The 12925-nt window shown below is 56.2% G+C and carries 14 protein-coding genes and 1 pseudogene; 4 read left to right on the top strand and 11 right to left on the bottom strand.

Annotated features, from left to right (window positions below; genetic code table 11):
- Positions 1 to 396 precede the first annotated feature (396 nt).
- Positions 397 to 1431 carry an IS110 family RNA-guided transposase gene (locus tag KDX37_RS27840; RefSeq protein ID WP_122291826.1) on the top strand — a complete coding sequence of 345 codons (1035 nt, stop codon included), beginning with the start codon at positions 397 to 399 and terminating at the stop codon, positions 1429 to 1431.
- A 364-nt stretch (positions 1432 to 1795) separates the two neighbouring features.
- Here KDX37_RS27840 and KDX37_RS27835 read toward each other — a convergent pair whose 3' ends face one another.
- The 10 genes from KDX37_RS27835 to KDX37_RS27790 all read right to left on the bottom strand — a co-directional run bounded on the left by KDX37_RS27835 (position 1796) and on the right by KDX37_RS27790 (position 10881).
- Positions 1796 to 2494 carry a GNAT family N-acetyltransferase gene (locus KDX37_RS27835; protein WP_231656432.1) on the bottom strand — a complete coding sequence of 233 codons (699 nt, stop codon included), beginning with the start codon at positions 2492 to 2494 and terminating at the stop codon, positions 1796 to 1798.
- 239 nt (positions 2495 to 2733) lie between these two features.
- Complete coding sequence (locus KDX37_RS27830) at positions 2734 to 3021, bottom strand: HU family DNA-binding protein (protein WP_122333887.1); 288 nt, start codon at positions 3019 to 3021, stop codon at positions 2734 to 2736.
- Between the two features lie 148 nt (positions 3022 to 3169).
- Positions 3170 to 4471, bottom strand: a complete 1302-nt coding sequence (locus KDX37_RS27825) for a replication initiation protein (protein WP_231656431.1) — start codon at positions 4469 to 4471, stop codon at positions 3170 to 3172.
- 398 nt (positions 4472 to 4869) lie between these two features.
- Positions 4870 to 5097: a hypothetical protein gene (locus tag KDX37_RS27820; protein ID WP_231656430.1), complete on the bottom strand. Its 228-nt coding sequence runs from the start codon at positions 5095 to 5097 to the stop codon at positions 4870 to 4872.
- Between the two features lie 16 nt (positions 5098 to 5113).
- Positions 5114 to 5530, bottom strand: a complete 417-nt coding sequence (locus KDX37_RS27815) for a hypothetical protein (RefSeq protein ID WP_231656429.1) — start codon at positions 5528 to 5530, stop codon at positions 5114 to 5116.
- A complete protein-coding gene (locus KDX37_RS27810; RefSeq protein ID WP_231656428.1) occupies positions 5502 to 6029 on the bottom strand; it encodes a hypothetical protein in 528 nt (175 codons plus the stop codon). Before KDX37_RS27810 ends, KDX37_RS27815 begins: the two co-directional genes overlap by 29 nt.
- A gap of 353 nt (positions 6030 to 6382) precedes the next feature.
- Positions 6383 to 6811 carry a GntR family transcriptional regulator gene (locus KDX37_RS27805; protein ID WP_007253364.1) on the bottom strand — a complete coding sequence of 143 codons (429 nt, stop codon included), beginning with the start codon at positions 6809 to 6811 and terminating at the stop codon, positions 6383 to 6385.
- A 371-nt stretch (positions 6812 to 7182) separates the two neighbouring features.
- Positions 7183 to 7848 (bottom strand): XopO/AvrRps4 family type III secretion system effector, encoded by a 666-nt coding sequence (gene xopO / locus KDX37_RS27800; protein ID WP_231656427.1) that lies wholly within the window; start codon positions 7846 to 7848, stop codon positions 7183 to 7185.
- A gap of 256 nt (positions 7849 to 8104) precedes the next feature.
- Positions 8105 to 10174: an LPD7 domain-containing protein gene (locus KDX37_RS27795; RefSeq protein ID WP_319941725.1), complete on the bottom strand. Its 2070-nt coding sequence runs from the start codon at positions 10172 to 10174 to the stop codon at positions 8105 to 8107.
- Between the two features lie 287 nt (positions 10175 to 10461).
- Positions 10462 to 10881 carry a hypothetical protein gene (locus KDX37_RS27790; RefSeq protein WP_055008211.1) on the bottom strand — a complete coding sequence of 140 codons (420 nt, stop codon included), beginning with the start codon at positions 10879 to 10881 and terminating at the stop codon, positions 10462 to 10464.
- A 220-nt stretch (positions 10882 to 11101) separates the two neighbouring features.
- Between KDX37_RS27790 and KDX37_RS27785 the strand changes: the two genes are divergently transcribed.
- Positions 11102 to 11377 carry a hypothetical protein gene (locus KDX37_RS27785; protein ID WP_231656426.1) on the top strand — a complete coding sequence of 92 codons (276 nt, stop codon included), beginning with the start codon at positions 11102 to 11104 and terminating at the stop codon, positions 11375 to 11377.
- Positions 11378 to 11431: 54 nt separating this feature from the next.
- The gene (locus KDX37_RS27780; protein ID WP_054986266.1) at positions 11432 to 11656 is read left to right on the top strand and encodes a hypothetical protein; all 225 of its coding nucleotides are present in this window, start codon (positions 11432 to 11434) and stop codon (positions 11654 to 11656) included.
- Between the two features lie 211 nt (positions 11657 to 11867).
- On the opposite strand, the gene KDX37_RS27775 is transcribed toward KDX37_RS27780, so the two are convergent.
- Complete coding sequence (locus KDX37_RS27775; RefSeq protein WP_002556109.1) at positions 11868 to 12218, bottom strand: plasmid mobilization protein; 351 nt, start codon at positions 12216 to 12218, stop codon at positions 11868 to 11870.
- Positions 12219 to 12443: 225 nt separating this feature from the next.
- Between KDX37_RS27775 and KDX37_RS27770 the strand changes: the two are divergent.
- Positions 12444 to 12836, top strand: a pseudogene (locus KDX37_RS27770) (hypothetical protein); the annotation flags it as partial.
- Between the last annotated feature and the right edge of the window lie 89 nt (positions 12837 to 12925).

Raw genomic sequence — 12925 nt, 5'->3', positions numbered from 1 at the left:
TCGATATAATAATTGAAGGAATGGATGTGGGATGACGAAGCTTTCTGGGGGCCGTCATTCAGTCCAACAAAAAAATCTGGGGTTTGGGCGTACAACCCCGATTAGGGGAGTCCGCAGAATTCAGAAAAAATTGTACGTTAAGCACTGCCGACAGGAAGCAGTGCCCTCGTGCACCTGGACTGTCAGGCGGGTTACGCGCTTTGCGTCAGGGTAGGGCTGCTTTCTGCATTTTCTGACGTTTCAGCGTCACCCTCTATGGCCTCAACCTGACAGGCCGAGTGCTTAGCGAATGAAAGGGACTTCCCCGTCCCAAGGGCGCGGCGAAAGTCGCGAATCGGCATCGAAGTGCCATGATGAAGTGTCAAACCTGCATCAAAACCACAGGAGGGGAAGTCCATGCCAATTATTACCGTGGGAATCGATCTAGCCAAGGCCGTATTCGCCGTTCACGGCGTTGATGAGGCTGGTAAAGCAACCTTGGTGAAGCCTAAGGTTGCGCGGGATCAACTGGTGCCATTGATCGCCCAGCTGCCCCCGTGCTTGATTGGTATGGAGGCTTGCTCAGGCGCTCATCATTGGGCGAGGGTGTTCGCCGAGCACGGCCATACGGTCAAGTTGATGGCTCCTAAACTCGTTTCGCCTTATAGAATGTCGGGTAAGCGCGGCAAGAACGATGCGGCAGATGCGGCCGCGATCTGTGAGGCAGTGACCCGACCCAGCATGCGGTTTGTCCCTGTTAAAGACGAGCATCAGCAGGCCACTCTTTGCCTTCATCGAACCCGCCAGGGATTCATCGAAGAACGCACCTCTACGTACAACCGACTGCGCGGACTACTTTCTGAATTCGGCGTGGTCATGCCACAAAGCCCAGAGCGATTGAGAAAAGAGATTGGTCCCTTTCTGGACAGCTTGCCTGGCTGGGCAAGACGGTGCATGAGTGAGCTGTTGGAGCACACCAGCCATATCGAGGATCGGCTGGTGGAACTTGATCGGGCCATCAATCAGATCGCTCGCGAAGACGACCGCAGCCGTAGGCTGCTGCAATTGCGTGGGGTTGGCTCGACCACAGCAAGTGCTTTAGTGGCCACTATTGGAGATGGGCACGACTTCAGAAACGGTCGCCAAGTGGCTGCCTGGCTCGGTCTGACGCCAAGCCAGTACAGTAGCGGCGGCAAGCAGCGCCTGGGAAGTATCACCAAAGCCGGGGATGCCTATTTACGCAGTCTACTGGTGCTTGGAGCTCGATCTGTCATGGCCAACCTGGGCAATAAGCAAGACCCTCTCAGTCGCTGGATCCGCAACCTCATTGAGCGACGGGGTTACTGGCGTGCGGCCGTGGCGATTGCCGCCAAGAATGCGAGGATGGCCTGGGCCGTCCTGCATTACGGTGACACGTTCAAGCCTGAACAGGCAGAACCAACGGGCGCGTAAACACCAGAGGTCATGACTGATCACCTTGTAGGCGTTAGGGCGAGGATCATGAGCGGATAAAAGGATCAATGTGCACTGCCGTCGTTGATGTGAAGCGGGTTGGACCTGCGTGAGGGATACCTGAAAAATCGTATGGGAAATTCAGTCCCGATTAGCGAACGAGGCCCTCACGTGCGTCTTTCATCAGGGTCCGAGCGATCAGCTCAAGATGACCGTTTGTAGTACCGCAGTCCTTCACCTTCTTTCCGTCGATCCGGCACATGCAGCGGAGTCAACCAGAAACTATTGGGCTTGTGCTCAATGGGGAAGCCCTTGTAGTACGATTTTTTCCGTTTTCTCTATTGGCCCCTACATGAACCTGCCGTCAGACGGTAGCCTGACGTTCCTTCAGGCGACTTTCAACGTACTCCCGAGCTTGTCGTTCGAGTTGATCGGTATGACGCGCGAGTTGCTTCTCTGCTTTGCGCATCTCCTTGAGACCCCACTTCTGCACAAGGCGGTCGTAGATTGCTCCAGCTTCTGGAGAATCGTAAATTGGCTGAACGTTGAGTATCTGCATCATCCCTTGCGTACTCTCAGACCGTGTATTCATCACAATCTGGGTGTTGTGTGAATCAATAACCTGCATGCCTACTGACTCGTAAAATGGCACTTTTTTGATCGTGCAAGTCAGCTCAGTGTGGGGGTACAACCCGATCAGCGTTCTCATCAATTCGCGGCCTATACCACGGCCTCGATGGGACTGCCTCACACACATGTAGTTGACTCCGCAAGCCTCTGGATGAGTAGCCACGGGCAAGTACAGAACAAAACCGGTCACAACCTCTGTCTCTACCTCATCAAATGCCACTAAAAGCTCTACGGGTTTGCCTGGCTCTTCTGAGATTCGACTCAGATATACGCCCACCTCTGTAGGCAGAGCCCAACGAAAAACCTCATACATGAGATTGCTTGGCGGCACCGAATTCAAGCTCAGCTCAGTAACGTTGTCGGTGACCAACTGGATAACCTGGTCACCAACGCCATACGGAATGGGATGTGTGTCGTATCGGGTAATAATCATTATGAAACCTTAGGATAACGTGTAAGGGGGCTAATCCAAACCGCCGAAAACTCCGTCGGAAACGTCAACAGAGTGGTTCCCGACTGTATTGCTATCCGACACGGTTTCCCGTGTACATTTTGCCCCCTCATTAAGGCCGTTTTCCGCTTGGCGGCATTACTGCCGGGAAACAAATGTTTGACGTCAATCCGCACCATTACTGGCTTTCCGCCCATGACGGAAATTTCGGCGGTTCCGGCTTACAAGCCCTTGTTGATCGAGTCGTTCAGCACTTTGGCCGGGACGAACTTGATGGCTTTCTTGGCAGCGATTTCGATGGAGGCACCAGTCGAAGGGTTGCGTCCAGTGCGTGCTGGACGCTCTGCCACTTTCAGTTTGCCGATGCCCGGTAGAGTGATTTCTGCACCGCTTTCCAGTTGGTCGGCAACGATCTGTCCCAATTGCTCAAGAGCCTTACGCGCGGTGGTTTTTGGCGCATCGATAGCTTCTGCAATACCGGCAACCAATTGGTCTTTCGTCAGAGCCATGGTGGTGTTCCTTCCCTATCAAATTCATTTGGATTGCAGAGTAAGGGGTCAGCTTGGGGCAGGCAAGAGTCCCGCTCTCCAGTAGCAGCCCCCATGCAGCGCAGGACGGAGAAGAGTGCACGCACTGAATTCATACGCGCACTCCCCATTATGAACCGTCGTCATGTTCTGTCGTTAAGAACTCTCCGGCTTGCGGCCCCTCCGTGACCGCAGATATCTGATGTACACCATATGGAGCGCCTTGGTCATGATCCGCTAGGCCCTGTTTTTTAGGGCTCTTCACCGCTTCCCGTGAGCCATGGGGGGCGTCTCGGTTTGCAGCGGGCACAGCCTTGAGCACACTCACCGTGGCAGGCTTGGTCACCTCGGTCAGGATGTGTGCATACCTGGCCACCGTGCTCGCAGAAACGCCGGCGAGTGTTGCAATGGCAGAACGTACCAGCGCCTTGCCCTGGTCTTGAAGCTGTCGGCACGCGGCGCGTATCTTCGATTCTGTGGCTTTGTGCCGCAGTTCATGAGTGCGCTTGGCCGCCAGGCTCTGCCGTTCGGTAAGGGACAAGCTGCTATCGAGCTGCATGGCCCCGCGGTGGCAACGGCGATCACCGGTGTAGCGATCCCACGTCCAGCGGCCGACGGATTTGACCGTGGCGCGTATCGACGACAGCGGCAGGTTTTCCGAAAACCCCTGCTTTAGAAAGCTGTTGTGGTTGTAGGCATACGCATCGAGCGAGCGCATGAACGACTCGAACGAACCCAGCTCGCGCTCGCGATTGACGATGCTGTACGCAAAATAACGCAGCTGCTCGAACAGGATGCAATGCCGTGAATGGCTGACCTGGTCAAGCTTGGGACCAGTGGCCCATGGCTTGACGGTCAGCTCTACCGCGCTCGCCAGTTCGCCCAGTTCATAGACGTGGCTGTGGAATTCAGTCGTCTCCCACCAGGGGTGACCAGGTGTTTTGGCCACAGGGCCACCGTGGTAGTCCACGTCCGCGTCGAGGCGAGCGGCAAACGCGGCATAGATCGCTTTCATGTACTGAATCGGCTTGGCCCGTGCGTTCTCGGTAGTGCACACGGACGGCACGGCATAGAACAACTGGGAATGGCCGCTCTTGCGGTTGCGCACCATCAGGTTCGGCGCGGGCAACCCGGCATCGTCCCAGGCCAAGGCGTTGGCATGGTCCAAGTCGAACACCAGCCAGGACACCATGCCGGGGCGATTGACCTGCATATAGGGATAACGCAGCGCGTATTCACGAGGGCGAACGCGGGTGGCGGTTTTGTCGTCACTGCACCGCGCCATGTAAGGCGCTTCCAGCAATAACCGGTTGAGCGCAGTGCCGTCTTCGAAGAAACGGGCCGGTGGCAGGTGGGTGCTGCTGGCCAGCGGATCGGCGTTGGCTGTATGTGAGGTCGCTAGAGAAAGATTGATTGCCTGGTCGTGTCTCATGCTTCACCGCCCAGGCCAGCAGATTGGCCAACGGCGTGAAAGGGGGTGACGCAAGGGGTCAGCGTGGGGGGCATGGTGCGGTCATCGAGGACGCACAGCAGCTGAAAAATCTTTTCCATAAGTCCACCGTTCAGCGGTGAACTGAAGGCTTCACTTTAGACAGCTTGCACAAAGCCGCAGTGAACGCCATAATCAGCTCACGTTATGTGTGTTGAACAGGTACTCCGGGTTCTAAGCGGCCTGTTCAAGATTTTCCAAAAAGCCCCGCCGGCAAGCGGGGCTTTTTGGTTTCTGCGATTCGTGAATCTACATCGTCGCTTTCCTGCAAATAAAACTGTGCCGGATAGTAGCATGGGACCTCCGCTTTTCGCCCTACAAAATCCGTTGCTTTCAACGAGCTAGGACGCTCTCCTGGCCACCACCGGCCCTTCATGGCTCGATTTGCTCAAGCACCGTGTGTAAAGCCCGCGCCGGAACCGCTGAAAATCAGCCGCGTCAAGCCAGGGGGCACAGGCCTCCCACGCGTCCCGAGGCGCACCGTCGAGCCGACCCTGGCTGATCAGCTGATACGCTTCATCGTTGCGCCCATCGTCGTTGCAGATGAATTTAGAAAGGTGGTTTGTCATGGTGGTCTTTCCTCAGTTAGCGTTTCAGTGCAGGTACATCGCCATCCCGCGCAAAGGGTACTTTTGAGCCCATAAACTGAAGGTCCGCTTCGGTGCTCAAAACCTTCACTGCGTGGGCATAGCTGTCGTTCGCAGCGAAAACGTCCCCGCCTGGGAAGTCGGCCAAGCCGTTGACGATAGCGGTGTGACCTTCCAGCCTGAATGCGTTAGGAACATAAGGGCCGGCATTCTCGGAAACGTACAGGATGGGAAGTCGGCCATGGTCCGTTGCACGGGCCGCGAAGTACGAATGAACGATACCGGCGCGCTGTTCGCTGACGGGATCGTCACGTGAGAAGAGGACAACCCAAGGACGCCAGCGGCTTTCGAGTGCGCAGTCAGCCAACTCCACGGGAAGGTTATGTTCACGTAGGTCCAGGGCGCGAAAACCCATCAGTGTCTCCCATCAGTGTCTCGTGTAGCTCCAATTCGGTTGCAGCCTTGAATAACGCCGTGTCCTGAATCGCTGCTGCGGTGCTTTCTATCAGGATCAAGCCAGGCCGTGCCATTGCGCTCATTCGCTCCAGGAGCAGAATCAATGCAGGCCGCAGTGCGTGTTGCTGCTGCCCGATGAACACCAGTGGACCGACATCAGCAAAATCCAGGTCCAGGCGAAAAAGGGTATCCAGTACGGCCTGGTGAGCGTCGCTCCGCCCTGTGAGTGTCCAGAACAGATTGCGTCGGTTCATGCCCAGCCGATCTGAGAGGGCCTCAAGAGTGGCAAGGGAGGTGAAGCCTCGCGAAACTGCCATAGCCTGCTGGCACACAGCGAGCGAGTGCTCTGTGCCAAAGACCTGCTGTGATTTCTTCTGGAGGCGCTTGGCGTCGCGCTTGAGCGAGGTGAGATTACGAACAGCTTGCAGGGTTAAAAGGCGACTCAGTGAAGTGCTCATGGGGTTCCTTTGCGCCATATGCGGTGACGCCTTCTGGTTCGATGGCTGTGAAAGGATGAGGCGTGGCTCAACCGGACAAAGCGCTGGATAGCGCGTTTACAGCCCACTCAGGACAAGATCGAGAGCTGGGCTTGGCGGGGTCATTCAGCCATGAACGCACAGCACGAACAGAGCAAGGTCTTTGAGTGTGTTGGCAGATCAATGCCGCGCTATCTGCCAGGGTTAATCCATGGGCGTCTAATAGCTTTTGATATCTAGCGCGAGTATCAGTCGGTGTTGTCATATGCAGCCTTTTGGGTCTTGAAGAGGCGGACAGGCACGTTTGTCACAGTGCGTTTCTCCCAACGGGAGCATTAGCAAGGGGTTGGACGCAGTCGGCCCAGGACGCGCAGGATTTCGTTTTCAAAGGCGACTTTTGCTTCGAGGTCGCCCAGCTGCGTATGCCGTTCTGCCACGCACCTCAGCAAGCCAGGCAGGTGACCGTGCCGGGGCAACTCCTGGCCGTTCGTGACCCGATAGCCTTTGTGATACGCCGTCGCGATGTAGCCCTGCGTCTCCAGCGAACGCAGGGCTTCGCGCACCGGCATCCGGCTGACCTGGAAGGCATCGGCAATGGCTTGCTGCGTGAGCCGTTCACCCGGTTCAAGTCGTCCGTCCATGATGGCTGCGCGCAGCGCTTCTTCGATGGTCTCGCGGGGCAGCGCTATCGGCTGTGCCAGACCGTGGGCCAGGTGTTCAAGCACCTGCTGAGCGTGCAGTTTTTGCGTTCTGTGGTTAATCATGTCCTTCACCTCTTTAACGGATGCAAACTGGCCCCTGCGCCGTAGCGCTGGGCTCAGCGCTGCACATGATTGAGGGATTGTGATGCGTATCAGGAACCGCTTGAGAGCCCCGAAGAGCGGGGCGGGTCGATCAGTCGATGATCAGGCTGGCTTTCTTGCCGGTAGCCGTATCGTCCTGCCAGTGCGCAAGTGATGCAGGTCAATAACCCCGGTAGCGAAGTGTCGTCGAATTATTAATAGCGTCTTCTTGATGCATAGGCATTTTGAAAAGCCTATGCATCAAAAAACAGTGCCCTACCCGAGGATATTTACAATGCAACTTGCCTTGGGCTTACATATCCGCTTGAGGCAGGGCTATGATGTGTTTAAGGTTATTGGTTGATTCTGCGGTCTTCGTTTCCGAGTATCGCAAAGCGTCTCCGTAGCTCAACAAGGTCAGCCCGTGCTTGGCGCAGCTGTTGTGAAGTATTGGCTATTTCGGCTGGGTTGGCCTCATCTATAGCGTCTTGAAGCTCGTCCGTGAGATTGTTAACCATGAGTTGCTTATCTTCGATTTCTTGCCTCAATGCAGCACCAGCTCCACGTGGGCAGACTTGTACGTCGCGTGACGATGAGCCAATTTGATAGACTCGTTTACCTCCGCCCAATAGGGATTTGGGTGTAAATGGGATTTCTAGCCCGCCAGCCGCAGGTTTGAAGTCTCGTTGTTGGAGCTTGTTGAGAGCGTTCAGGTGAGGGCTATTGGAAGGGCCCGCTTGAGTGTTAATGTCTAGGCGTTGAGCATCAAAAGATTTAGCTAATAGCGCGTTCTGCCGGTACTGGTGAGATGAACTCTCACACAATTGGCGCAGTCGCTGTGCCTGCATGCTTAATACCGCCCCCGGCTTTTTTTGCCCCTCTGACGCCTGGGCGACAGCGGTTGTGGTGCCAGGTGGAGAGGAGTTGGTGGGGGCTGAAGAAACGCGGTTTTGCGCTTCCTCTGCAGGGACCGAGTAACTGAAGCTGGAATTTACTGAACTGGTTGAAATTCGAGTCATGGGGAAGCCTCTTTGTCAAAGAATTTAATGCGCATGAGCAGGCATGCGTTACTCATTTTTACCCTTATGGAAAGGACGGAAATTTTAGTGGCTTCGCACTTGCCGACAGTTCCTAATCTTCGGGGAAATATTCTGGCAATCTGTTGAAATTCGCCCACATGTAGCGTGGCATTAAGCGTGCTATCAGTACCGTCCCCATTATACGAATAGTTTCTGGGAACCACCTCCAGGCAAGGAGGTGGTTTACCCAGACGGCTCAGTCCATGCTCATGCCGTCTTCTTCATCAGGCGATGACAGCTCCGGTGTGCCTGCTGCTGCGGCCTGTCCCTTGGGTGTGGTCTCGGCCACTTCCCGTTCAGGCGCGACCGGCTGCGCTGACCATTCGCGGCGGTTGACCGTTTTGTCCGTGACAGTGCCGTCCTCTTCGATGACCTGCACCACGACAGGCTGGGTGCCCAGGTCTTGCAAACGTACCTGGTCGCCTTGCTTCAGACCTGCGTCACTCATAGCCTCTTCCAGCCCTACGCCCCACACCGTGCGGGGCTTACCGCCCTCGGGCTTGAGCGTCACGAAGTAGCTCATCTGGTTGTCGTCATTGTGCTGATACGGTGCTTCCCCATGCTCGATCAGCGTGCCCTCGATGACTTTGCTCCTGGACGGGGCTGTCTGGCCCGTTGCTGCTTGAGGTGTCGGAAACAGACGCTCTTCCACCTCATTGACTATTTGCGCAGCCATCGCCGTGAGGTGGTCCAGGTCATCGACCAACTTAGGCGAGTTTTCGACTTGCTTGTAAGCGGCTACGATGCTGGCTTTGAACGCTTCACGATAGCTGTCGTTTTCCATATAAGACGCCAACATGGCAGCGGCTTCAGGGGTCTTGTCATCCGTCGCAATAATCCAGACGGCATGGTCTTCACCTCGCAAGCCCATGACCGTATCAGAGGCTCTGACATCCGCTTCGGACATCGGGAAATCACGACGCCATTGTGCTTCTAGCCTCACCAGCTCGCTGGGGCTCTGCAAGTCCGGATCGTCGGCCCGTGCAGGCTTCGCGGCTTCTGGACTCGCCGACGCAGTGCTGGTGGCCACTGTCGGGCTAACGGGCTCGGGCGCAGCGTCTGAAGGCGTTGGCACGTTGGCCTGCGCTTCAGACGTTGCCGTTGCTGCGGAATCCGCAGTCGGCTGCGCACGCTGCGCCTGCCATTGCGCAAACGCCTGGTCGCCCTTGGGCTCGCCACGTTCTGGAATGCCCAGGGTGATCGCCACCAGCTCGACGAACGCTATGCGCTCCGGTTCTGGCACGGTGTCCAGCTGGGCGGCAAGTGCCTGGCTAACCTGCTCAGCGGTTTTGCCTTCGCCATACAGCGCTTCGATGGGCACCGTAACGCCCATCCGATCCGCCTGGTCCCGCACGTCCCGTGTGGCGTCGTCCACGTGCCGAGGCAGATCGGTGGCTGGACCAATGCTCTGGCCACCGCGTTCAATGTCCAGCTCTGCACGGCGATCCGCCAGGCTTTGGTTCATGGCCTTGTCGGTGAAATGCACGTCCAGGCCATTCTTGGCCACCGCCTCGATCACCAGCTTTTTGAATTCGGCGGTGCCGGTGATGGTCAGTGTGCTGCCGAACCGCTCCCGGGCCAGCTGAAGGGCTACAGACACCCCGGACTCGGTAATCCCCGTGCGACGCATAGAGATTGTTTTGCCCGTGTCCACAAACAGGGTCTTGTCGGTCTGCTTGTCCAGGTAATGCACGTTCTGGCTGAACTTGGCTTTGCGCGTGTAAAGGTCCTTGGCACTTAGATCGCGGGCGCGCTGACTGGCGGCGGCGGGATCAACCTGTTTGGCGAAGCGATCCATGACCCGCTTCACCCGCTCACGCACGCCTTCAGGGCCAGGCCCTCTGGCACCGCTGATGCTGAAGCCTGGGTCTTCTTTTTCATCGTCTAGGAGATTGCGTATGGCTGCACTGCCCATGAGATTTACCTCGATGCTGGGTTGGGGTTTGTGGAACTGTTCACGTGCTTTGAGCCGTTCGAAGGTCAGCACGGAAACCAGCTGCGCCTTGTCCTGGCGGGTTAAGCGTTGATCGGAGAACACGGCGCGCCTGAGCGCGTAAAACTGCTGATCGATCCGGCGTATGGCCCGGCGATGAGCCGGGGGAATCTGGTTGTGCTGCGCTTCACGCGTGAAATACGCGGCCACCGTCGAGGCCTGCCTGTTAACGGTCAGGGCCTTGATCGAAGCGCGCTTGAACACCAGCGCCTTGTCAGCGGGTCGCTTGAGCGGATCGAACAGCATCCGGGCGCGCTGCTCGATGTCAGCCACCGTCGCGATCCGATGCGGGTTCTTGGCGTAGGGCGGGACGACAGACCCAGGCCGCCATTGACGGGGAGGGCGAGGCTTGCCTGAACTCCTGGGCCTACGACCGGCAGTGGATCGTCCAGGCGTTGTTGTCGCAGTCACCGCCTTGGGCACCGCTGTGACGGAAGGTGATCGGTAGAACACCAGCGCGTTGTCCGAAGGCTTCTTGAGCGGATCAAACAGGCGTCGGCCACGCTCCTCGATGTCAGCAATGGTCGCGACGCGGTGCGGGTTCTTGGCATACGGCGGAACTACGCGTCCAGCTCGTACTCGGGCGTTTCTGGGCTTTCCAGCTCCGGTCCGGCGTCGGCCTGTAGCGCCTGCTGGCGTTGCTGTTCCCGTTGCTTCCTGAGAAACGGCGGCAGGGCCGCTTCCTCCTCTTCCTCGCTCAGCTGTGGACCCGTTCCGTCTTCCTCGTCCTCCTCCTGGTACAGATGGTCGCAATCCAGAATCTCCTCCTGGTTGCGACTGTCCCACGTGAACGTGTGCATCACTGGGCAGTAACAGCGCACCGTCACGGCTTCGGGCCGGTCCGGCTTGCCGGTGATCTGCCACATTGCTGACGGACAGGTCTTGCAGGCCATCGGCAGGTGCGGCAGTGCGTCGCCCCGCAGTTTCAGCAGGACTTCGCTGATGATCTCTCTGTCGTTGCCCGGTGTGTACGTTGTCATTGTGTTCTCCATGGACTTGGTAGAATTTCTGCTCGCGCTCAGCAAGCAACTGCTGACGCTCTTCTGGGCTGGCAGCCACATAACGCTTGCGAAACTCCGGTGTCGCCTTTTCCACATACTTGATTTCCATCGCCCGTTGCGGCCATTCAGTTAACCGCTGGGCAATGATCGCTTTATCAAGCGGCTCTTTTTTCAAGTCGCGCCTGACGATAAAGTCATCGTGAAAGATGGTTTCTTTCAGGTTGGTAAACTTCGCATCACCAGGCAACTTGACGGCCACGTACTCATTGTCTTTGCCTTGGTTGCGGATGCGCGTTTCACCGTAGGTGGCCGCCAACTCGTAGAACGCCTCACGGCTGGTCACGTTCTTTTCAATCACCTGCTTAACCAGCGCTTGCTTGAACTCCCGATTCTTACCGTAGAAGTCATCGCCCTTGTACCTGGACAGCACGCTTGCGGCATCAGCAATGTCTACCCGAACATGCTCTCTGGGTGACGCAAGGTTGTACTTCTGGTTTAGGTATTCCTGGAAAGCCTCAAAATACTTCTCATGATTCTTATAAAATCCCACGGGGTTGGCTTCGTTGCCACTGAGCAAGTTGATACGCGGCACGATGACGTGGATATGGGGTTTGCGCTCAATGGGCTTGCCCGTCTTCTTATCATCGACCCATTTAATCTTGGGCAAATGCGCTTCAGCGTAAAAATTGAATTCTTCCGCTTTATACGCATACATGAGAAACTGTTTGAATTCGGCTGTAACGGCTTTAAGTAAGGATTCAGAAACAACGTCTTCACGAAAACTAAGTGTGAACGTCAGGTAACGGTCCTGACCGCGATCAGGAATACTCTCATAAATAGAACGGGTTAGATCAAGGTCGCCTGATATTACCAACCGATGGTCGAGTTCATCGCGGGTAAACTCACGCCCTGACTTGTTGCCTTTTTCGAGATATTCCTGTGCGCCAGTGTTGTAGCCACCGGGCCTAATCAGCATCAGAGACCCCTGCTAACAGCAGGGCCTCGATGGCAGTCAACTTGTTCAACCAGAGGGTGTACGTCTTTTCAGAAATGACGCCACGGCGGTGGGCAGCATTCACCTGGTGGGCCAACTGGTTAATGTTGTTGCTGGTTTTGTTATAGAAGAACAGCAGCCGATGATAGTCCTGTGGCTTGGCCGCTTTAACATTGAAGGTGAGTTTTGCATTGATAAAAACGTCACGCAGGAACTCGGAAGTCGTCATGCCTGCTTCCTTGGTTTTCCTGAGTATCTCGGTGTGATCATCCTCACCCACACGCAGGGTCAGGACACGGGTCTTTGGGGGCTGCTCAGCCATGGGGCCTCCGACGATCAATGACGCAATTGATTTATCGACTGATGACAAACGACAAGCGCAGCGCTACCGCTCTGCGGGGTTTCAAAGGGGTTTCCCCTTTGGCACGGCGATGTATTCGGGGGGGCGCTTCATCCCCCCGTATACATCGGTAACGTGCCTGTTTAGCGAATTCGAGATAGGGGGGAGCAGGGTTAATCTGCGGGTTACATCAGAAATGCATCGAGAATGCTCGAAATTACGTCAGGATTGCTTTGCATTGCGTTTTCCTACATCAATGTTACGCTCGAATACGACAGCTTTACATCACTTTTACATCACTTTGTACGCAGCAAGGGGCAAATCGTGGCTCAAGAAACCGAAAACAGGCGTGAGGCGTTGGCAGAACTGGCCCAGGACAACAAAGCTAGGTCCTACACGGCGCAGATCCGCGACCTGTATGACGTGATCGAAAACGCCTTGGACTCTGGTGTGAGCAGGACGGTGATTCACCAGAAACTGGTGGATACCGGACTTGCGATCAGCCTTCGTCACTTCGACCAGGCGCTGTACAGAATTCGTAAAAGCCATAAACGAGCCGGACAGGTTAAACACCCCCTGCCTGAAAAAAGCGTAACCGCTCCATTAACCCCACATTCAAAGCACTAAGCTAATGCCAGATGCTGGGCTCCCGATTCTCTCAGGAGCCCATCGATCATGATGCGACCCGA

The organism is Pseudomonas californiensis (assembly GCF_021147775.1).
Classification (GTDB): domain Bacteria; phylum Pseudomonadota; class Gammaproteobacteria; order Pseudomonadales; family Pseudomonadaceae; genus Aquipseudomonas; species Aquipseudomonas californiensis.
This window is presented reverse-complemented; position numbering and strand designations above follow the sequence as displayed.

What these genes read in the sequence shown, in the direction of transcription:
- KDX37_RS27805 (WP_007253364.1), bottom strand. Translation starts at nt 6,811, where the DNA reads ATGATTAACCACAGAACGCAAAAACTGCACGCTCAGCAGGTGCTTGAA.
- KDX37_RS27820 (WP_231656430.1), bottom strand. Translation starts at nt 5,097, where the DNA reads ATGACAAACCACCTTTCTAAATTCATCTGCAACGACGATGGGCGCAAC.
- KDX37_RS27815 (WP_231656429.1), bottom strand. Translation starts at nt 5,530, where the DNA reads ATGGGTTTTCGCGCCCTGGACCTACGTGAACATAACCTTCCCGTGGAG.
- KDX37_RS27835 (WP_231656432.1), bottom strand. Translation starts at nt 2,494, where the DNA reads ATGATTATTACCCGATACGACACACATCCCATTCCGTATGGCGTTGGT.
- KDX37_RS27790 (WP_055008211.1), bottom strand. Translation starts at nt 10,881, where the DNA reads ATGACAACGTACACACCGGGCAACGACAGAGAGATCATCAGCGAAGTC.
- KDX37_RS27840 (WP_122291826.1), top strand. Translation starts at nt 397, where the DNA reads ATGCCAATTATTACCGTGGGAATCGATCTAGCCAAGGCCGTATTCGCC.
- xopO (WP_231656427.1), bottom strand. Translation starts at nt 7,848, where the DNA reads ATGACTCGAATTTCAACCAGTTCAGTAAATTCCAGCTTCAGTTACTCG.
- KDX37_RS27810 (WP_231656428.1), bottom strand. Translation starts at nt 6,029, where the DNA reads ATGAGCACTTCACTGAGTCGCCTTTTAACCCTGCAAGCTGTTCGTAAT.
- KDX37_RS27780 (WP_054986266.1), top strand. Translation starts at nt 11,432, where the DNA reads ATGATTCTTATAAAATCCCACGGGGTTGGCTTCGTTGCCACTGAGCAA.
- KDX37_RS27830 (WP_122333887.1), bottom strand. Translation starts at nt 3,021, where the DNA reads ATGGCTCTGACGAAAGACCAATTGGTTGCCGGTATTGCAGAAGCTATC.
- KDX37_RS27825 (WP_231656431.1), bottom strand. Translation starts at nt 4,471, where the DNA reads ATGAGACACGACCAGGCAATCAATCTTTCTCTAGCGACCTCACATACA.
- KDX37_RS27775 (WP_002556109.1), bottom strand. Translation starts at nt 12,218, where the DNA reads ATGGCTGAGCAGCCCCCAAAGACCCGTGTCCTGACCCTGCGTGTGGGT.